The sequence below is a fragment of the Corallococcus terminator genome (assembly GCF_049194865.1).
In the GTDB taxonomy this organism is placed as follows: Bacteria; Myxococcota; Myxococcia; order Myxococcales; family Myxococcaceae; genus Myxococcus; species Myxococcus terminator_A.
In genome coordinates, this window is sequence record NZ_JBLZWL010000130.1 from 21033 (window position 1) to 42132 (window position 21100).

Here is a 21100-nt window from a genome sequence, read left to right on the forward strand (position 1 = left end):
GTCCTTTCGCGTGTATGTATGTGAATGGGTGCATGACAGTTGAATGGTAATTCATCTCGGGTCGTTGACCTGGGGTTTTGGATTGCATTAAGAGTGCGAGGCGATGCGGAGCGAGGCAATAGCTGTCGTGGGAATGGGGCTCCGCTTTCCAGGGGTCGAGTGCCCGCGAGCGCTGTGGAGACTCTTGTGCAAGGGATTGGATGCGACTGGCGAGATTCCGGCGGACCGCTGGGAGATGGGATTGCTGCATGACCCCGCGCCGGAGCGTCCGGGTCGGATTCGCAACCGGCGCGCTGGACTGCTGGAAGACGTGGCGTCGGTGGACCCCCAGGCCTTCCGTCTCTCGAAGCGGGAGCTTCGGCAGATGGACCCCCAGCACCGCGTGTTGTTCGAGTGCGCGTGGCGCGCGCTGGAGGATGCGGGCATCCCCTTCGATGCCCTTCGCGGCAGTCGCACGGGCGTCTTCGTGGGAATCAACTTCAGCGACTTCCAGCGCATGCTCGCGCGGGACTGGGCGGCCCTGGATGGGTACTCGCTGCTGGGCACGACGCCGGCCTTCGCGGCCAACCGCATCTCCCATGCGTTCGACCTCCGAGGCCCCAGCACCTGCTCCAGCGTGGGGTGCGCCTCGTCGACGACGGCCCTGCACGAGGCCTGTCGGAGCCTGATGCTGGGCGAGGTGGATTGCGCGCTCGCCGGTGGGGTGGAGCTGATGCTCTCTCCGGACAGCAGCATCATGCTCTCCCAGGCGGGGGTGCTGTCGGCGCGCGGGGAGTGCCGGACCCTGGATGCGGAAGCGGACGGCTACCTCCGTGGCGAGGGCGCCGGGCTGGTCGTGCTCAAGCCGCTGTCCCGGGTGGACGCGAGTGACCGCGTGTACGCGGTGATTCGCGGCAGCGCCGTCAACCACAACGGCCGGAACGAGTGGATCATGGCCCCCAGCGTCGAGGCGCAGACGGAGGTCATCCGCCAGGCCTGTTCGCGGGGCGACGTGGAGGCCGCCAGCCTCGACTACGTGGAGTTGCACGGCTCGGCCTTTCTCAAGGGCGATGCGGCCGAGGCTCTCGCCATCGGCGCGGCGCTCGGCGGCGCGCGCGCGGTTCCTTGCCGGCTGGGCGCGGTCAGCAACAACCTGGGCTACCTGGGGGCGGCGGCCGGCATCGCGCAGTTCATCAAGGTGTGTCTGTCGCTGTACCACCGCACCCTACCGCCGACGATTCATGTGGATTCCCCCAATCCCTACATCTCGTTCGACGAGCTGGGGTTGCGAATCCAGTCGGAGCTGGAAGCCTGGCCCGACCGGGGAACAGGTGCGCCCCCGCGTGCGGGCGTCGTGTCTACCTCCCTGGGTGGGTCCAATGCCTTTGTCGTTTTGGAGTCCGCCCCCGAATTCCCTCTCACGCAAGGGCTTGCATCCTCTTCGCCGGGCCACCTCCTGGTGCTCTCGGCGCTGACCCCGGAGGCGCTTCGGCAGCAGGCTCACCAGGTCCTGGAGTTCCTCGCTGAGACCGCCGACCCTGTCGGGCGACTCGAGGATGTCTGCTTTACCGCGATATTCAAGCGGCAGCACCACCGTCACCGCGCCGCGGTGATCGCCGGGGGGCGGGAAGGGTTGATGCGAATGCTGAAGGCATTCATTGGCTCTCCAGAGCAGACCCTCTGGGTGGAGGAGGGGCAGCCAATCCAAGGGGTTGAGGCGGCGCGGACCTATATTGAGAGTGGCAGGGTTTCGCGCGAGGCCATTCCAGGGGGCGAAGGGAGATGTGTGAGTCTTCCGGTCTATCCCTTTCAGCGACAGCGCTTGTGGCCGGAGTGGCTTTCGCCCGAGGCGGTGTCTCGCGCCCCCACGCGGTCGCGGCCGGGTGTCGCCGAGGCGCCTGCTCCCGGTGGGACGGCCGGGATGGACTTCCGGGAGGGTTCCGGGGAAGCGCGCGAGGCCCGGCTGCTCGAGTTCCTCCAGGGGCAGGTGGCGGCGGTGCTGGAGGTGGAGCCCGCAGCGCTGGACGCGCGGGGGCGGACCCTGTTTGAGCTGGGGTTGAATTCCGTGGCCCTGGTGATGCTAAAGGGGCGCATCGCCCAGGGGCTGGGCGTCGCCCTTCCGACGACCCTCCTCTTCGAGCATCCGCGGTTGGAGTCGCTGGCGGCGCGGCTGCGGGAGCTCCTGGATTCGCGGGCGGGAGGCCCTCCGGAGTCTGGCGAGGATGCGGCGCTGGTGGAGCGGATCTCCGGGTTGTCCGAGGAGCAGGCCCGCGAGCTGATTGCCCGGAAGCTCGCGGAGCTTGGCCTCGAGGAGGTGGGGTGATGAGCCGCAAGGACGGCACAGGCGTGGAGTTGACGCCTCTCCAGCAGGCCTTGCTGACCATCGAGAAGCTTCAACAGAAGCTCGCGTCCGTCGCCCGGGCGGACGAGGGGGCCATCGCAGTCATCGGGATGGGCTGTCGGTTTCCGGGAGGCGCCTCGAGCCCCGCGCGGTTTCGCGAGCTGCTCTGGAGCGCCGGCGACGCGGTGACGGACATCCCCCCGGACCGGCGAGCGCTCCAGGGAGTCCATCACCCCGAGCCCTCCACGCCGGGCAAGACGACGATGCGCCGGGCGGCGTTCGTGGAGGGAGTTGACCGGTTCGACGCGGAGTTCTTCCGGATCTCCCGGCGCGAGGCGGAGGGGATGGATCCCCAGCAGCGCTTCTTCCTGGAGGTGAGCTGGGAGGCGCTGGAGGACGCGGGGCTCGCGCCGCACCGGCTCGCGGGGACGCGGACGGGCGTCTTCGCCGGCATCCACGCTCGGGACTACGCGCTGGTCGCGGAGGGCGGGCTGGAGAAGGTCGGCGCGCACTACTCCACCGGCGTGGACGCGAGCTATGTCGCCGGGCGCCTCTCGTATCTGCTGGGACTCGAAGGGCCCAGCATGGCCGTGGACACGGCCTGCTCCTCGTCGCTGGTCGCGGTGCATCTGGCCTGTCAGAGCCTTCGCTCGGGCGAGTCGACCGTGGCCATCGCGGGGGGCGTGAAGCTGCTCCTCGCGCCCCACCTGAGCGTGTTCCTGTCCAAGGCGGGGGCGCTCTCTCCGAGCCAGACCTGCCGCGCGTTCGACCGCGAGGCGGACGGCATGGTGCAGGGCGAGGGGTGTGGCGTGGTCATCCTGAAGCGGCATCGGGATGCGGTTCGCGATGGAGATCGCATCCTCGCGACGATTCGCGCCACGGCGACGAACCATGACGGCGCGAGCGGCGGGCTGACGGTGCCGAACGTCCGGGCGCAGGAGTCGCTGTATCGGCTCGCGCTCCAGCGCGCGGGCATCGAGCCGGGGCAGGTGGACTACCTGGAGGCCCACGGGACGGGGACCCGGCTCGGGGACCCCATCGAGTTGGAGGGGATTGCGAGGGTCTACGGGCGCGCGCGGGCTCCGGAGCGGCCGCTCTGGATTGGCTCCGTCAAGCCGAACATCGGTCACACCGAGGCGGCGGCGGGAATCGCGGGGCTCATCAAGGCGGTGTCCATCCTCCAGTCCGGAGAGGTTCCGCCCGCCCTCCACTTCGAGCATCCGACGCCCGAGTTCGCCTGGGAGGGCTCCGGCCTCGCCGTGGCTCGGGAGCGCATGCCCCTCCCGGAGCAGGCCCGCCCGCTTCGGGCCGCCGTGAGCTCGTTCGGGATGAGCGGCGTGAATGCCCACGCGCTCCTCGAAGCGCATCGGGAGAGTGTCTCGGTAGCGCCCGATTCGGGGCCCTACCTGTTGCCGCTCTCGGCGCTCGGCGAGCCGGCCTTGAGGGCGCTGGCCGGAGCCTGGTCGCGCCAGCTCGCGGAGCTCCAGGGTGTGCGGCTCAGGGATGCCTGCTTCACGGCGGGAGTGGGGCGCGCGCACCACGACCAGCGGTTTGCCTTCGTCGCCCAGTCTCGCGAGGAGCTGCAGGCGCTCTTGCGCCGCGCCTCTGAGGGGCGTGAGGGTGCGGGACTCTTCCAGGGACGCCTCAAGGGTTCGGGCGGACGTGGCGTGGTCTTCGTCCTGGGGGATGACGCCTCCGTGGCCGCGGGGCTCGTGCGGGCGGGGCAGGGCCAGGAGTCCTCCTTCCTTCGCCACGTCGCGCAGCTCGACGGCGTCTTCCGCCAGGTGGCGGACGTGTCGGCGTTCGAGCAGGAGGGCCGGAGCGAGGGCAGTGCCGCGGTCCTCCTCGCCTGTCAGCTCGCCCTGGTGGAGCTGTGGCGCTCCTTCGGCGTCGAGCCCTCCGCTGTCGCGGGTCATGGCACGGGAGCGCTGGCCGCCGCCGTCATCGCGGGCGTGCTCACCGTGGAGGAGGCGGCCCGGAGCGTCCTCGGGCTCCCGCATCCACAGCCGATTCCCGCCCGTCCGGCGAAGTGCCCCTTCCTCTGCTTCTCCGAGGAGGTCTGGCTCGATGTGGGGGCCGAAGGGACCGCCGGGGCCTGGACGAACCGGGACGTTCCCGAGATGGACCTGTCCGCCGAGCACCTGATGGAGCGCGGCGCCTCCGTCTACCTGGAGCTGGCGTGTGAGGCCTCGCTCGGTGAGGCGCTGGAGGCCGCGGCGCAGCGCCGGGGCAGGGACGTGCTCGTCCTGCACGCCGCTCCGGTGGACGGCGCGGATGCCCGGCAGGTGCTGCTGACCCTCGCCGCGAAGCTCTACTGCGCCGGAGTCCCCCTCCGATTCGAGACGCTCTTCCCCGAGGGGAAGAAGGTCGTCGCCCCGACCTACCCCTGGCAGCGCGAGCGCTACTGGTGGGACGGGGAGCGGGAGCCCGCGAAGGCGCCGCCCGCGGTGGTCAGGGACACCTCCGCATGGGAGGGGCTGTTCCACGAGCTCTCGTGGAGCCCTCGCGAGACGGAGCACGGGCAACCCCGGCTGGATGGCGCGTGGCTCCTCGTCGCCGAGGAGCCGGAGGCCACGGTGGCGCTCCGTGACGGACTGGCCGAGGCGGGGGGGAAGGTGGTGCTGGCGCGTCCAGGCGCGTCCTACGAGCGGGTGTCCGCTCGCGACTTCCGCCTCGACTTCACCCAGGCCGCTTCCTTCTCCCGGCTGCTGGGCGAGCTGGCCTCGGCGAACGAGGAGCTTCGCGGCGTCCTCTTCGTGGCGCGCACCGGGAATCCCGCGGCGCTGGAGGACTTGAGCCGTGGCGTTCGGGGCCAGGCCGTCGCCGTGACGTCGCTCGTTCAGGCCCTGGCTCGCACGACGCTGGAGAAGACTCCTCGGCTGTACCTCATCACCCAGGGCGCGCAGGCAGCGGGTGGAGACCCGGAGCCGGTGTCGCTCCTGGGCGCCGGCCTCTGGGGGCTCGGACGGGTCATCGCCTATGAGCACCCCGAGCTGAGGTGTACGCGAATCGATGTCGCCCCCGTGTCGGGTGCGGAGTCGTCGCGCGCGCTGGTCGATGAGCTCGGGCGCTCGTCGACGAGCTCGGGCGCGGAGGACGACGAGGTCGCGCTGCGTGGAGACAGACGGTGGGTCTCGACGCTCACCCAGGGACGGCGGACTCCCGCGAGCACGAAGTCGTTCCGTCCCCGGGCGGACCGCACCTACCTCATCACCGGGGGGCTTGGCGGAATCGGGCTCCGGCTGGCCTCGTGGCTGGTGGACCAGGGCGCGCGTCACCTCGCGCTGTGCGGTCGGATGGGGGAGACCCCGGAGGCGCGTGAGGCCCTGGCACCGCTGAGGGCCTTGGGTGCGCGGGTGGAGGTCTTCCGCGTCGATGTGAGCCAACCGGAGGCGGTCGCGGACCTGCTGCGGTCCGTTCGGAGTGGAGGCGCTCCCCTGGGCGGGCTCTTCCATTGCGCGGGCGTGCTGGCCGACGGCTCGCTGCTGCAACTGGAGCCCCGGAGCTTCGACACCGTCATGGGCCCGAAGGTGGACGGGGCCTGGAACCTCCACACGCTCGCCACGGAGGCCTCGGTGGAGCAGTTCGTCCTGTTCTCGTCGACCGCGGCGTTGTTCGGCGCTCCGGGGCAGGGAAACTACGCCGCGGCGAACGCCTTCCTCGACGCGCTGGCCCGTCTCCGGCGCGCGCAAGGGCTGCCCGCCATCAGTCTCCAGTGGGGGAGCTGGGGTGAGGTCGGCATGGCCGCCGCCGACGCGCGGCGCGGCGCGCGACTCGCGGAGCACGGCATGGAGCCCATGTCCGTCGAGGACGCCTTGTCCGCCATGGCCCTCACGCTCGCCGACGCTCCCGTGGCCCGCGGCATCGCTCGCTTCGATGTGGAGCGCTGGGCAAACAGCCACCCGTCCGTGGCGAGGTCATCCCTGTTTCGTGCGCGGGTCCACCGTCCCGTCGTGGAGGTCGCGGACGCCGCGCCGCGCAAGCTCCGGGAGGTGCTGCTCTCGCTGGAGGGCTCCGCGCGTTCCCGCCTGCTGGAGGCCCGACTCAAGGAGATGGTGGGCAAGGTCAGCCGACTGGCTCCCGAGCGCCTCTCCGCGACGGACTCGTTCGATGCGCTGGGCTTCGATTCCATCATGGCGCTGGAGCTGCGCGACCTGGTCATGGGCGAGCTCGACGTAGGGCTGCCGCTGAAGAGCTTCGTGGATGAGCGCTCCATCGGGCAGGTGGCGGCCGAGTTGCTGGAGAAGCTCGCCGTCGTCAGCGTGATGGGCGGGGTGTCCTCGGAGCGGACCGACACGAAGCGGGTCCTGCTATGACGCTGGCAGAGCTCCTTCAGGCGCTGGCCGCGCACGGCATCAAGCTGAGCGTGGACGGCGAGCACCTGGCCGTCGACGCGCCGGACGGAGCGCTTCCCACGGGGCTGCGCGAACAGCTCGTGGAGAACAAGGCGGCGCTGCTGGCCCTCCTGTCGGAGCAGGGCGAGCCCCTGTCGGACACCCCGGTGGAGGTGGTGCCCCGGCCCGAGGAGCGGCACCTGCCGTTCCCCATGACGGAGCTTCAGCAGGCCTACAGCGTGGGCCGGCAGGCCGAGCTGGAGATGAACGCGTCGATGCACGCGTACAACGAGCTCGACTGCCGCGCGCTCGATCTCTCGCGGTTCGAGGAGGCATGGAACCAGGTCGTGGCCCGCCACGAGATGCTGCGCGCCGTGGAGGCCCCGGGCTTCCAGCAGCAGGTCCTCCCCTCGGTTCCGCGCTACCGGCTGCCCGTCGAGGACCTGCGCGGGCGCGGTCAGGAGGAGGCCGAGGCGCGACTCGTCGCCATCCGCGAGCGGCTGTCCCAGCAGGTGCTCCCGCTCGACCAGTGGCCCCTGTTCGAGCTGCGCGCGTGCCTGCTCGACGGCGACCGCGTGCGCCTCTTCATGAGCATCGATGGGACCTTCATCGATGGGTACAGCTTCCAGATTCTCTACCGGGAGCTGGTGCACTTCTACCGGCACCCCGAGGTCGCTCCCTCTCCCTCGGCCCTCACGCTGTCGTACCGGGACTATTCGCTGGCCGTGCACCACTCCCGAGGTGCCCGCCACGCGCGCTCGCTCGAATACTGGCGCGCGCGCCTCCCGCACCTTCCCCCCGCACCGGACCTCCCGCTGGAGAAGGACCCTCGCACGCTCCGGCGTCCCCGCTTCCGCCGCTGGTTCGCGCGCGTGGACGCCGAGGTGTGGCAGCGGCTCAAGCAGCGGGCCCGGGCTCGCCGGCTGACGGAGCCCGAGCTGCTGTTGGCCGCGTACGCGGAGGTCATCGCCCGCTGGAGCCGCGGCCCGCGCTTCACGCTCAACGTCCCGCACTTCAACCGGCTGCCCGTCCACCCGCAGGTCAACGACATCATCGGGACCTTCGCCAGCTTCACGTTGATTGAAGTGGACCACCGGCCGGAGCGCGGCTTCACCGAGCGGGCGCTGGCGATTCGCGAGCAGCTCCTCCTCGCGCTCGAGCACCGCGAGGTGAGCGGCGTCGAGCTGCTGCGGGAGCTGTTCCGGGCCCAGGGGCGGATCTCCGGCGCCCTCATGCCCGTGGTGATGACGAGCTTCGCCTCCCATTCCAGGAGCGGGGACTCGCACTGGGTGGACTTCCTGGCGGAGGCGTTCGGTGAGCTCGTCGAGGCCCTCACGCAGACGCCGCAGGTGTGGATCGACCTCCAGATTGTCTACCAGCGAGGCGGCGTCTTCCTGAACTGGGACGTGGCGGAGGAGCTGTTTCCGCCCGGCATGCTGGAGGACATGTTCGACGCCTTCCACGCGTTGCTCCTCCGACTGGCGGAGGACGACACGGCCTGGGAGCGCGCGGACCTGGACCTCCTGCCGGCGCGCCAGCGCGAGCTGCTCGCCCGCGTCAACGACACTGCCCGCCCGCTGAGCGGTGAGCTGCTCCACTCCGGCTTCTACCGGAACGCCGCCGCGCGTCCGGACGCCGTCGCCCTGGTCGCCGAGGGAAATACGCTGAGCTACGGCGAGCTGGCCCGACGCGCCAACCGCCTGGGGCATGCGCTCCGCGAGAGGGGCGCCGCGCCCAATCGCGTGGTCGCGGTGGTGATGGAGAAGGGCTGGGAGCAGGTCGTCGCGGTGCTGGGCGTCCTGAGCGCCGGCGCGGCCTACCTGCCCATCGACGCGGGCCTGCCGCTGGAGCGCCGCTCCTTCATGATGCGCAACGGCGGCGTCGAGCTGGTGGTGACCCAGCCGAAGTTCGCAAGGGACTCCTGGCCGGAGCAGGTCCAGGTGCTGGTCCTCTCTCCGGAGGCCTTCCGCGAGTACCCCGACGCGCCGCTGTCGACGGCGCAGCGACCCGAGGACCTCGCGCACATCCTCTACACGTCCGGCTCCACGGGCCAGCCCAACGGGGCGATGCTCACGCACGCGGGGATGGTCAACGCCATCGAGTGGACGAACCGGAAGTTCGGTGTCGGGCCGGATGACCGACTCATCGCCCTGAGCGCGCTCCACCACGACTTCTCCGTCTACGACCTCTTCGGAACGCTGAGCGCGGGGGGGACGGTGGTGATGCCGGACGCCTCCCGGCGTCGGGACCCCTCACACTGGGTCGAGCTGATGGCCCGTCACGGCGTCACGGTCTGGAGCACCGTGCCGGCGATGATGGAGATGCTGATGACGTACCTCGAAGGAGGCAACGTCCGGCTCTCGTGTCCGCTGCGGCTCGTGATGCTGGGCGGCGACTGGATTGCCGTCACGCTCCCCGGGCGCCTGCGGGCGCGCTTCGGCGGCGTGAAGGTGGTGAGCGTCGGTGGACCGACAGAGACGTCGCTGTGGAACATCACCCACCCGGTGGAAGAGGCGGACGAGCGCCGTCGCAGCATTCCGTACGGCAAGCCCATCGCCAACACCCGGTACTACGTGCTGGACGAGCGACTGGAGGAACGGCCCCTCTGGGTGCCGGGTGAGCTGTGCTGCGCGGGCATCGGCGTGGCCCTGGGCTACATCGGCGCGGGGGCGGGTTCCCAGAAGTTCACTGTCCACCCGCGCACGGGGGAGCGCATCTATCGAACGGGAGACCTCGGACGCTACCTGCCCGATGGAACCATCGAGTTCCTCGGCCGCGTCGACTTCCAGCTCTCCATCCGGGGACAGCGCATCGAGCCCGGGGAAATCGAAGCGGCCTTGCTGCAGGAGCCGGGCATCCGCGCGGCCGTGGTGGGCGCCGTCGGTGAGCACCACGAGAAGCGGCTCGTCGCGTATGCCGTCCCCGCTGACGGGACGCGGGAGCTCGACACGCGGCGTGTCCGCGAGTTCCTCTCGCGCAAGCTGCCAGAGCACATGGTGCCGGCGACATACGTCGTCCTGGACGCCCTGCCGCTGACCCGCAACGCCAAGGTGGACCGCCGGGCCTTGCCCCATCCGGACCTGGCCTCCCAGGCGAAGAGGGACGCCGCGTCGGGACCGGTCGTCGCCAACGGGGGCAATGGCGAGGCCCGCGCGCTCCAGGACGCACTGTCGAAGGCCGTCGGGGCCGTACTCGGTGTTCCCGCGGTCCATCCGGAGCGCAACTTCTTCGAGCTCGGCGCCAACTCCGTGCACCTCATCCAGCTCCATCTGCGAATCAAGCAGGAGCTGGGGCTCACCATCTCCGTCGTCGAGCTGTTCGGGAACCCGACCGTCCGCTCCCTCGCGACACGACTCGGTGCCCGTGGCGTGGCCGCGAAGCCCACGCCCGCCGCCGAGGCACCTCGGGAGCAGGGTGACCGGGACATCGCCATCATCGGGATGAGCGGCCGCTTCCCCGGCGCGGCCACGCTCGACGCGTTCTGGAGCAACCTGGTAGGGGGCGTCGAGTCCGTCGGCACCTTCACCGATGAGGAGCTGCTGGCCGCGGGCGTGAGCGAGACCGCGTTCAGGGATCCCCGCTACGTCCGCGCCTCGGCGGTGATGGAGGGGTTCGACGCGTTCGACGCCGACTTCTTCTCCCTCACGCCCCGCGAGGCGCGCTCCCTGGACCCCCAGCAGCGCGTGTTCCTGGAGTGTGCCTGGGAGGCGCTCGAACATGCGGGCTACCCGCCGAGCGCGTGCGACGCCGTCGTCGGGGTCTACGCCGGCAAGAGCGTCAGCCACTACCGCTATCCCTATCCGGACCTGACGCGGCCCATCAGCTTCTTCCAGGACCTCGTGTCCCAGGACAAGGACTTCCTGGCGACGCAGACCTCCTACAAGCTCGACCTGCGCGGGCCGAGCATGAACCTCCAGACGGCCTGCTCGACGTCGCTCGTCTCCGTGTCGACGGCCTGCGATGCGCTGCTCAACGGCAGCTGCGACATGGCGCTGGCGGGGGGGGTGGCCATCAAGGTCCCCCACAAGGTCGGCTACCTCTACGAGGAGGGCAGCATCTTCTCGGGAGATGGCCACTGCCGGCCGTTCGATGCCCGGGCCAACGGCACCCTCCCCGGAAGCGGGGCCGGCGTCGTGGTCCTCAAGCGCTTGAGCCAGGCGCTCGCCGACGGGGACCGCGTCCTCGCCGTCATCAAGGGCTCGGCCATCAACAATGACGGGCACCGGAAGGTCGGCTTCATGGCGCCCGGTGTCGAGGGGCAGTTCGACGTCGTCCGACGGGCGCACCAGCGGGCGGGCGTGGACCCGCGGACCATCTCCTATGTCGAGGCGCACGGGACGGGGACCGCGATGGGCGACCCCATCGAGCTCGCCGCGCTGACCCGGGCCTTTGGTGAGCAGGCGGAGTCCCGGTCCTGTGGGCTGGGCTCGGTGAAGAGCAACATCGGGCACCTGGACAGCGCGGCCGGAATCGCCGGGCTCATCAAGGTCGTGCTGTCCCTTCAGCACCGCACCCTGGCGCCCTCGCTCCATTTCGAGCAGCCGAACCCGCGCATCGACTTCGAGCACAGCCCCTTCTACGTGGTCGACAAGGCCACGCCCTGGAGCGTGGCGAGCGGCCCTCTCCGCGCGGGTGTCAGCTCCTTCGGCATTGGTGGCACCAACGCCCATGTCGTGGTGGAGGAGGCCCCCGCGACACGGGAGGCGGAGGCCACGGCGCCACGAAGGGAGCGCTCCCGCCATGTCCTGACGCTCTCGGCGCGGAGCGACGCGGCGCTGCGGACGCTCGCGGGCCAGTACCAGGCGCTGCTGGAGGGCACCGACGCGGCGCTCGCGGACGTGTGCTTCTCCGCGAACACCGGTCGTGTCGCCTTCGAGCATCGGCTCGCCTTGGTGGCCTCGGAGCGCGGCGCCATGGCCGCGTTGCTCGGCGCCGCGGCGGGGAAGGAGGAGCGCCCGGGGATGGTGCAGGGGGTGTTGGGCTCGAAGCAGTCGCCGAAGGTCGCGTTCCTCTTCTCGGGGCAGGGCTCGCAGTACGTCGGGGCCGCTCGCGAGCTCTATCCGACGCATCCGGGCTTCCGCCGCCGCATCGATGCGTTCGACGCGCTGCTGCGAGGCGCCTGGGAACAGTCGCTCCACTCGGTGCTCTATCCGGAGCCGGGGCAGACCTCGCCCATCGACCAGTTCGACTACGCCCAGCCGGTGCTCTTCGCGCTCGAGTACGCGCTGGCCGAGCTGTGGATGTCCTGGGGCGTCCAGCCGGATGTCCTGCTCGGACACAGCACCGGAGAGCTGGCGGCGGCGTGCCTCGCCGGGGTGTTCAGCCTCGAGGACGGGCTGAAGCTGGCGATTCATCGCGGCCGCCTGATGCACCAGCTCCCCGAGGGCGGAAACCTCGCGGTCTCCACGGGGGAGGCGGAGGTCCGCGAGGTCCTGGCGGGGGGCGGTTGGAGCTGCTCCATCGCCGCGCTCAACGGCCCCGACAACGTGGTCGTCTCCGGTCCTCCCGGCGAGCTGGGCGAGGTGGCCTCGGCCCTGGAGTCGCGGGGCCTCAAGGTGCGGCGCCTGAACATTCCGCGCGCGGCCCACTCGGCCATGGTCGAGGCCATCCTCCCGGAGTTCCGGGCCATCGCCGCCACGCTCACCTACGCGCTGCCCGCGATTCCCATGGTCTCCGGGATGACCGGCGAGCCCGTCACGAAGGCCATCGCCACCCCGGACTACTGGTGCAGCCAGCTCCGCGACCCGGTGCGCTTCGCGGAGGGCGTGGAGCGCCTGTACCGCGACGGGGCGAGGGTGTTCGTCGAGATGGGGCCCAAGGCCACCCTGCTCGGCATGGCGGCGCGGTGCCTTCCGGAAGGGGAGTGCGCGTGGCTGCCGAGCCTGCGGCCCGAGGACGGCGGCTGGCAGCAGATGCTGGAGAGTCTGTCGGCCCTGTACGTGCGAGGCGTCCGGGTGGACTGGGCGGCCTTCGATGCGGGCTTTGCCCGGCGCAAGGTGGCGCTCCCCACGTATCCCTTCCAGCGCCAGCGGTACTGGGAGGAGGGGGCGGGGCTGCAGCGGCTTCAGGGGGCGAGCGTCGCTCGGGAGGAGCATCCCCTGCTCGGCGCCCGGGTGCCGTTGGCCGTGCTCGGGGCCGACGCGCTGCTGTTCGAGACGACGCTGGGCCCGTCGACGCAGGCGTTCCTGGGACAGCACCGTGTCTTCGGGACGCCGACGCTGCCCGCCACCGCCTATGTCGAGATGGCGCTGGCCGGAGGTGCGCGACTGCTCGGGACGAAGACGCCGCGGCTGGAGAACCTGTCCCTGCTCGCGGCGATGACGTTCCCCCAGGACTCCGGACGCCGGGTGCAGTGCGCGGTGGACAGGGGAGAGGCGGACACGGCGACGGCGCGCATCTTCAGTCGCGCCACGGGTGACTCGGAGGGCGAGTGGGTCCTCCATGCGACCGGGACGCTCCGCGCCTCGCGCGACGGCGAGGATATCCCCGTGGAGCCGGGGCACGACGCGGTGCTCGCGATGCTGCGGACCGCGCCTCTCATCCAGGACACCTATCGAAGGGCGCGGGAGTCCGGGGTCGACTTCGGCGCGGAGTTCCAGGGCATCACCGAGCTGCGTCAGCAGGGAGAGCAGCTCCTGGCCCGCATCGAGAGGCCCGCCGCGCTCGGAGGCGACGGTGTCTTCCTCGCGCACCCGGCGCTGCTGGATGCCTGTCTCCAGGTGGTGGGGGGCGCCTACCCGGACCCGAGCGCTTCCGAGCTCTACGTGCCGATGAACATCGAGAGCCTCGTGCTGTTCGGAGGACTCGAGGAGCGGATGTGGAGTCACGCGGTGGTTCGGCCCCTGGACGCGACGCGGAGGCGTCTGCGCGCCGACGTCAGCGTCTTCGGAGGTGACGGGAGGCTGTGCGCGCGCGTCCTGGGACTGGAGCTTCAGCGGACGAGCCGGGAGGCCTTGAGCCCGGCGACCCCGGAAGCGTTGGACGGATGGCTCTATGAGCGCCGGTGGGAGCCGCTCGCGCTGGAGGCGGCAGTTCCTGCTCCGACAGCGACGGGTGGCGGACCGTGCCTGATTCTCGCGGACCAGAGAGGGCTGGGACATCAGCTCGCGCAAGCGCTCGAACGCGACGGACGGACCTGCTTCCTGGCGTTCCGCGGACAGACGCTCCGCACGCTCGACGACAAGCGCTTCGAGTTGCCGGAGGACCCCGAGGCGCTCGCTGATGCCCTGCTGACATTGGAGCTTCCGGCTTCACTTTCGGACGTCATCCTGCTGTGGGGGCTCGACGGCGCGGATGCCGAGAACCTGGACCCGGCGCACCTCGATGCGGACACCCTGCGCGGATGCGGGAGCGGACTCGGGCTGCTGCGCTCCCTCATCGAGCGTGGATATTCCGAGGCGGTGTGGCTGGTCACCCGGGGAGCACAGGCCGTGGTCGCGGGGCAGCCACTTCCCGGGATTGCGCAGTCGCTGCTCTGGGGCATGGCACGACCTGTCGCCATCGAATCGTCCGAGCTGGATGTCCGGTGCGTCGATCTGGATCCAAGCAGCGAGTCGGATGCTCAAGTGGAGGCGCTCGTCAGGGAACTCCACAGCCGCTCCGAGGTGGCCGACAACCAGGTCGCCTTCCGCGGTGGCCGCCGCGTCGCGCGGCTGCGAAGGGTCGCGTCGCGCGAGGTGATGACGGCGTCCTCGATGCCAGTGGAGTCCGACTCTGTTCGGTCTGATCGCAGCCAGCTCGTGGTGGGCGGGCTCGGGCGGCTGGGGTTGCTGACGGCGGAGCTCCTGGCGCTGCGAGGCGCGCGGAGCCTCGTGCTGACCGGACGTGGCGCCGTAGGACTGGAGGCGACCGAGCGGCTGGAGCGCCTGCGCGCGCGGGGTGTGCGCGTCGAATACCGACAGGTGGACGTCGCGGACGAGGCCGCGCTCGCGGCGCTGCTCCGGGAGATTTCGGACGACCTCGCGCCGCTGGGCGGCGTGTTCCACTCGGCGGGAGTGCTCGATGACGGTGTCCTGCGTCAGCAACGCTGGGCCCGCTTCGAGAAGGTGCTGCGACCCAAGGTGAAGGGCGCCTGGAACCTGCACCGCCAGACGGCGCATCTCGCCCTCGACCACTTCGTGTTGTTCTCGTCGGTGGCCTCGCTGGTCGGCTCCGCTGGACAGTCGAACCACTGCGCGGCGACGGCGTTCGAGGACGCGCTGGCGCACCACCGTCGCGCCAGCGGGCTGCCAGGGCTGAGCATCAATTGGGGCGTGTGGGCCGGTGACGCTGGCGCGCGCGTGGACGTCGGCGCTCAATCCCACACCCCGGGCTGGGGTGTGCTCCCCGTGCAGCAGGGACTGCGGGCGCTCGAAGCGCTGCTCACGAGTCCTGTCGCACAGGTGGGCGTCGCGGAGATCGACTGGGCGGTGTTCGGCGGCGGACGCCCCGCGCCCTATGACGCCGAGCTGCGGGAGGCCGCGCGGGGGCGGACCGTGGAGCGCGCGCGCTTCCTGGAGACGCTCTCCCAGTCGCCCGTCATGCATCGCCGGAAGCTGCTGATGGACTACCTGCGTGAGCAGGTGGCCTGGATTCGCGGCGCGGGCTCCGGCGCGTCGGTGGATCCAACGCAGGGCTTCAACGAGATGGGAATCGACTCCCTGGCGGCGTTGCAGCTCAAGAACAGACTCCAGAGCGGCTTCGGGCTCTCGCTGCCCGCCACCCTCGTCTTCAACTACCCCACCACCGAGAAGCTCGCGGAGCAGCTCGCCACCGCGTTCATTCCCCTGGAGTTCGCCTCGCCCACTGTCGCGCGTCCCGAGGCACAGGACGTGGGCACGCCCACACTGGAGAACCTGTCCGAAGCCCACCTCGCCCACATGCTCGATGAGCAGCTCTCGAAGATGAACTAGGGGCCCGCCATGTCAGCCGAGGGAAACTACGGGGACTTGATGAAGCGCGCGCTCCTGAAGCTCCAGGACGCGCAGGCGCAGCTCGATGCCCACGCGCGGGAGCGGCACGAGGGCCTGGCAATCATCGGCATGGGCTGTCGGTTCCCGGGAGGTGCTTCGAGTCCCGATCTCTATTGGCGGTTGCTCCTCGAAGGCACCGACACCATCACCGAAGTCCCTCCCGAGCGGTGGGACGCGGACGCCTTCTACCATCCGGACCCGGACCAGCCCGGGAAGGTCTACTGCCGGTACGGCGGCTTCCTGGAGGAGATAGACCAGTTCGAGCCCAGGTTCTTCGGCATCTCCCCGCGCGAGGCGGCGCGGATGGACCCGCAGCACCGGCTCCTGCTGGAGGTCGCCTGGGAGGCCCTGGAGCGCGCCGGGCGCAACCCGACCTCACTGCATGGAACCCGGACGGGCGTGTTCGTCGGGATGATGGGGCAGGACTACACGCAGATCGCCACCCAGTCCCCGGACCTCATCGACGCCCACACGGGGGCGGGCAATGGCGCGAGCGTCGCCTCGGGTCGGCTCTCGTACACGTTCGGCTTCCAGGGGCCCAGCCTCACGGTCGACACGGCGTGCTCCTCGTCGCTGGTCGCCGTCCACCTCGCCCTGCGCAGCCTGCGTCAGCGCGAGGTCGACTTCGCGCTGGTGGGCGGGGTGAACCTGGTGCTGTCGCCCGTCGCGACGCTGATTGAGTCGCGCGCGCACATGCTCGCCGCTGATGGTCGCTGCAAGACCTTCGATGCGGCGGCCAATGGGATTGGCAGGGGAGAGGGCTGTGGAGTCCTCGTCCTGCGACGGCTCTCGGATGCCATCGCGGACAGGGACCCCATCGTCGCGGTGATTCGCGGCTCGGCGGTCAACCAGGATGGCCGGACCAGCGGGCTGACCGTTCCGAACGGGCTCGCCCAGCAGCAGGTCATCCGGGATGCCCTGCGAGATGCGCGGGTCGAAGCGCCGCGCGTGGGCTACGTCGAAGCGCATGGGACCGGGACGGCGCTCGGCGACCCCATCGAGCTGGAGGCGCTCGGCGCGGTCTACGGCGACCGGACGACGCGGGAGCAGCCGCTGGTGGTGGGCTCGGTGAAGACGAACCTGGGCCACCTCGAAGGCGCGGCGGGCATCGCGGGGTTGATGAAGGCGGCCCTGTGTCTGGCGAACGAGGAGATTCCACCCCATCTCCACCTGCGGACCCCCACGCCGCACGTCGACTGGAGCCGGCTGTTCGTCGACGTCCCCACCGCGCGGCGCGGCTGGCAGGGGTCGGAGCATCGCTTCGCGGCCGTGAGCTCGTTCGGTTTCTCGGGCACGAACGCGCACGTCATCCTCGAGTCAGCGCCGCGCCCGGAGCAGCCGCCTGTCCGGAGCCCCGCGCGCCCCCTGCACCTCATGACGCTCTCGGCCCGCTCGGGCGGCAGCCTGCGCCGGCTGGCGGAGTCGTTCGCGGACGAGCTCGCGGGTGCTCGCAAGGACGCGCTCGCGGAGGTCTGCCACACGGCGAATGTCAGTCGGAGCTCGCTGGAGGAGCGCGCGGCCTTCGTGGCCTCGACCTCCGAGGAGATGGCCGCCGCCCTTCGCGCCTTCGGTCGTGGCGAGCCCCCGTCCACCGGCACGTGGGTGGAGGGGCAGCGAGGCGCGGAGGCACCGCGGGTCGCATGGCTCTTCACCGGCCAGGGCGCCCAGTACGTGGGCATGGGGAAGGAGTTGTTCGAGACGGAGCCGGGCTTCCGTCGCGACCTGCTCCGCTTCGAGCAAATCCTCCGGCCCCAGCTCGACCGGCCACTGACCGAGGTGCTGTTCCAGGACGACGGCGGCGCCCTGAACGAGACCCGGTACACGCAGCCGGCAATCGTGGCGCTCGAGCTGGCGGTGGCCGGCCTGATGCGCTCATGGGGCCTGCAGGCCGATGCGGTCCTGGGCCACAGCGTCGGGGAGTACGCGGCCGCCATCTTCGCTGGTGCCCTGTCCCCCGAGGTGGGGCTCCCGCTGGTGGCCGAGCGCGCGCGGCTGATGCAGGCGCTGCCTGAGCGCGGCGCGATGCTGGCCCTCTTCACCGACGAGGCGCGTGTCCTCCGGGCCCTGGCGGGGCATGACCGGGTGACGCTGGCGGCCCTCAATGGACCGCGGAACACGGTGATCTCCGGAGCGGAGACGTCGATTGACGCCATCGCCCGGGAGCTGGCCGCCGAGGGCATCGAGAGCCAGCGCCTGAAGGTCTCGCATGCCTTCCACTCGCCGCTGATGCAGCCGATGTTGGAGGCGTTCGCGCGGGCGGCGGGGCGCGTGCAACTCCAGGCGCCACGCGTGCCGCTCATCTCCAACCTCGACGGCGCCGAGGCGGGCGCGGCCTTCACGCGTCCGGACTACTGGGTCCGGCAGGTCCGTGAGCCGGTCCGCTTCTCGGAGGGCCTCCGCACGCTCCTCCAACGTGGGGTGCGCGTCTTCCTCGAAGTGGGGCCGAAGCCGGTCCTGTCGAACCTCGCGCGCGACATGGTGGCTCCCGAAGCCGCGCTGTTTCTGGAGACGCTGCACCCCCGTCGCTCGGATTGGGTGGGCCCGCTCCGCGCCCTGGCGGAGCTCTACGTCCGCGGCGCACCGGTCGACTGGGAGCGTCTCGATGCGGGACGCGGGCGCATCGCCCTTCCGACCTATCCGTTCGAACGTCAGCGGCACTGGCTGGACGTGCCCGCGCCCTGGGCCCGTCCCGCACGGCCCACGACCCACCCGCTGCTCGGCGCCCGCTGGGACTCCGCGGCGCTGCGGGAGGGCACCACGGTCTTCTCGCAGGAGCTGGAGGTCAGGGCGCTTCCTCTCCTGGGTGACCACCGCGTGTACGGCAAGCCGGTGGTCCCCGCCGCGGCCTTCGTGGAGATGGTGCTCTCCGCCGCGGCGCAGGTGTCGGGCTCGGAGGCCATGACGCTGGAGGCGGTGACGCTCCACCAGCCCCTTGTCCTGCCGGAGCAGCGGACGCGCGTCGTCCAGACGCTCCTGGAGGACCAGGGCGCAGCGGGCTTCACGTGCACCGTGGTGAGCAGGGAGGACGCGCTCCAGGCTCGCCAGGAAGAGGGGAGTGGTGCGCGTCCGGCCTGGACCACCCACCTGACGTGCCGTGTCTCCGCGCTGAGCGCGACGCCGCCTCCTCGCACGGAGCTCGAGGTGTGGCGCCAAGGCTGCCCCAGCCCTGTCGACCTCGAGGCCTTCTCCGAGGCGATTCGCCAGCGCGGGCTCGACTACGGCCCCTCGCTGCGGGTGCTGTCGTCGCTCCACCGGGGGCCCCACGCCGCATGCTCCTCCAGTGAGGTGGAGGCGCATGGCGTGAGCTACCGCGCCCATCCGGCCCTGCTCGATGCGTGCCTCCGGACGGCGGCCGCTGTCACACCGCTGTCGCCAGACGACGCGCTGCTGCTCCCGGTCGCCATCCACCGCCTCGACTTGTACCAACGCCTGCCCGCGCGACTCTGGACGCTCGCCACGCGGCGCACGGAGGTCGGCGCGACAGGACACCCCACCACCGACATGACCCTGTGCGCCGAGGATGGCACTGTGGTCGCGTCCCTCACGGGGCTCGCTGTCCGCAAGGCCGAGCGCGAGGTGTTGCTGCGCGGCCTCGACGTGGACTGGCAGGAGTGGCTGTACCGCGTCACCTGGAGCCCGTGTCCTTCCCAGGACGAGCTGCGCCCGGCGGGCCAGCGCTGGGTCCTCTTCATCGGGGACGGAGGCTTCGGGGGCGAATTGGCCGCGCTGCTCGAACAGCGGGGAGCCCGAGTCACCTGCGTGCGCAAGGGCCCGGCGTTCAGCCGTGGCGCCGAGGGCCTCCAGGTGGACCCAACGATTCCCGCCCACTTCGACCGCCTGTTCTCAGAGTGGGACGGCGCGCCTCCCCACGGCCTCATGTACCTGTGGGGCCTCGACGGGGGACCCGACTCGGAGTCTTCGCTGGAGGCAGCACGGCTCTCGGGCTGCGTGGGCGCACTGCATCTGGTGCAGGCCTTGTCGCGAGCCTCCTGGGCCCCCATGCCCCGGCTGGTCGTCGCGACCCGGGGGACGCAGGCGCTGCCCTCCGATGCCCAGGGGCCGCGCATCGCGCAGGCGCCGCTGTGGGGACTCGGGCAGGCGGTGTCGACCGAGCTGCCGGAGCTGCGATGTCATCGTGTCGATCTCCCCAGCGAGCCCGTTGCCGGCGAGGCCCAGGCGTTCGTCCGTGCGTGCGCGCTTCCCGAGCACGAGGGCCAGGTCGCCGTGAGAGCAGGGGCCCTGTACACCGCCCGACTGGAGCGCGCCCGCACTCGCGCGGCGACCCGGAAGCTGGAGCTCTCCCCGGAGGCGAGCTACCTCGTCGCCGGTGGCCTGGGGGGACTCGGGCTCCGACTCGCGGGGTGGCTGGCGGACCGGGGCGCACGGCACCTCGTCCTGCTGGGAAGGCATGGCCCTTCGACGGAGGCCCAGCGGCAGCTCGACGCGCTGGCGACGCGGGGCGTGCACGTGCGCGTGGCCCTCGCGGACCTCGCCTCTCACGAGGAGGTGGCGGCGGCCCTGGCCGAGCCGCGCGGCGCCCCGCCCCTGCGAGGCATCTTCCACGCCGCTGGGGTCCTCCGCGATGGCACCCTGGCCCAGCAGACCGCTGAGCGCTTCCAGGAGGTGCTGGCGCCCAAGGTCCAGGGCGCGTGGAACCTGCACGTGCTCAGCGCCGGGATGGCGCTGGACTTCTTCGTCTGCTTCTCCTCGGCGGCCTCGCTCCTGGGGACTCCGGGGCAGTCCAACTACGTCGCCGCGAACGCCTTCCTGGATGGACTGGCCCACCTCCGGCACGCGCAGGGACGACCCGCGCTGACCGTCAACTGGGGCTCCTGGGCGGAGACGGGAATGGCGGCGCGGCTGGGCACGGGGGCCTCGGGGTCGCCCGGTGCGCTGGGGTTCGGGACGATTCCGGTGGAGCGCGGGCTGGACGTGCTCGAGCGCCTCATGGGTGGAGCGAGCGCCTCGCTCGGTGTCTTCCCCGTCGACTGGATGCGACTCGGAGAGCAGTGGCCGGGGCTGGCGCGTCAGGCCTTCGTCCAGGGACTGCTCGGTGGGGCGCCGCTCCAGCCGCGGTCGCCTGTCTTCCGCGCGCAACTGGAGGCGGCCGCACCGAACCGGAGGTTGGAGCTGCTGCGTCGGCACGTGACGGAGCAGGTCTCGCGGACGCTGGGGCTGGCGGAGTCGGAGCGACTTTCCGGCAGCGAGCGGCTGTTCGACCTCGGCTTCGATTCGCTCCTGGCGGTGGAGCTCAAGAACCGGCTCGCCAGCAGCCTCGGCAGGAACCTGCGTTCAACCCTGGTCTTCGACTTCCCCTCGGTGGGCGGGCTCGTCTCGCATCTCGCGGGAGAGCTGGGGCTGGGCGAGGACGCGCGGAAGCCGGTGGAGGACCCGACGCGGGATGACGACCTGGCCGCGGAGATCCAGGCCCTGTCGGAGCAGGAGCTCACCTCACTCATCGACGAGGAGCTGGTGAGCGCGCTCACCCGCTGAGG

Annotated in this window: 4 protein-coding genes; all 4 read left to right on the forward strand. The window is 71.1% G+C overall.

What is annotated here, in order from left to right; all coding sequences use genetic code 11:
- The first annotated feature begins 103 nt into the window (after positions 1-103).
- Genes ACN469_RS39030 through ACN469_RS39045 form a run of 4 tightly spaced genes read left to right on the forward strand, consistent with a single transcriptional unit; the run spans position 104 to position 21098 of the window.
- Positions 104-2302 carry a beta-ketoacyl synthase N-terminal-like domain-containing protein gene (locus ACN469_RS39030; protein ID WP_498776687.1) on the forward strand — a complete coding sequence of 733 codons (2199 nt, stop codon included), beginning with the start codon at positions 104-106 and terminating at the stop codon, positions 2300-2302.
- Positions 2302-6636, forward strand: coding sequence for a type I polyketide synthase (locus ACN469_RS39035; RefSeq protein ID WP_498776689.1), 4335 nt, complete (start codon positions 2302-2304; stop codon positions 6634-6636). The genes ACN469_RS39030 and ACN469_RS39035 overlap by 1 nt, the downstream gene beginning before the upstream one ends.
- Positions 6633-15545: an amino acid adenylation domain-containing protein gene (locus tag ACN469_RS39040; RefSeq protein ID WP_498776691.1), complete on the forward strand. Its 8913-nt coding sequence runs from the start codon at positions 6633-6635 to the stop codon at positions 15543-15545. Before ACN469_RS39035 ends, ACN469_RS39040 begins: the two co-directional genes overlap by 4 nt.
- 9 nt (positions 15546-15554) lie before the next feature.
- Complete coding sequence (locus ACN469_RS39045) at positions 15555-21098, forward strand: type I polyketide synthase (protein WP_498776693.1); 5544 nt, start codon at positions 15555-15557, stop codon at positions 21096-21098.
- The last annotated feature ends 2 nt before the right edge of the window (positions 21099-21100 follow it).

Excerpts from the sequence above, each read along its gene's own strand:
- ACN469_RS39030 (WP_498776687.1), top strand. The coding sequence starts at position 104 with ATGCGGAGCGAGGCAATAGCTGTCGTGGGAATGGGGCTCCGCTTTCCA.
- ACN469_RS39035 (WP_498776689.1), top strand. The coding sequence starts at position 2,302 with ATGAGCCGCAAGGACGGCACAGGCGTGGAGTTGACGCCTCTCCAGCAG.
- ACN469_RS39040 (WP_498776691.1), top strand. The coding sequence starts at position 6,633 with ATGACGCTGGCAGAGCTCCTTCAGGCGCTGGCCGCGCACGGCATCAAG.
- ACN469_RS39045 (WP_498776693.1), top strand. The coding sequence starts at position 15,555 with ATGTCAGCCGAGGGAAACTACGGGGACTTGATGAAGCGCGCGCTCCTG.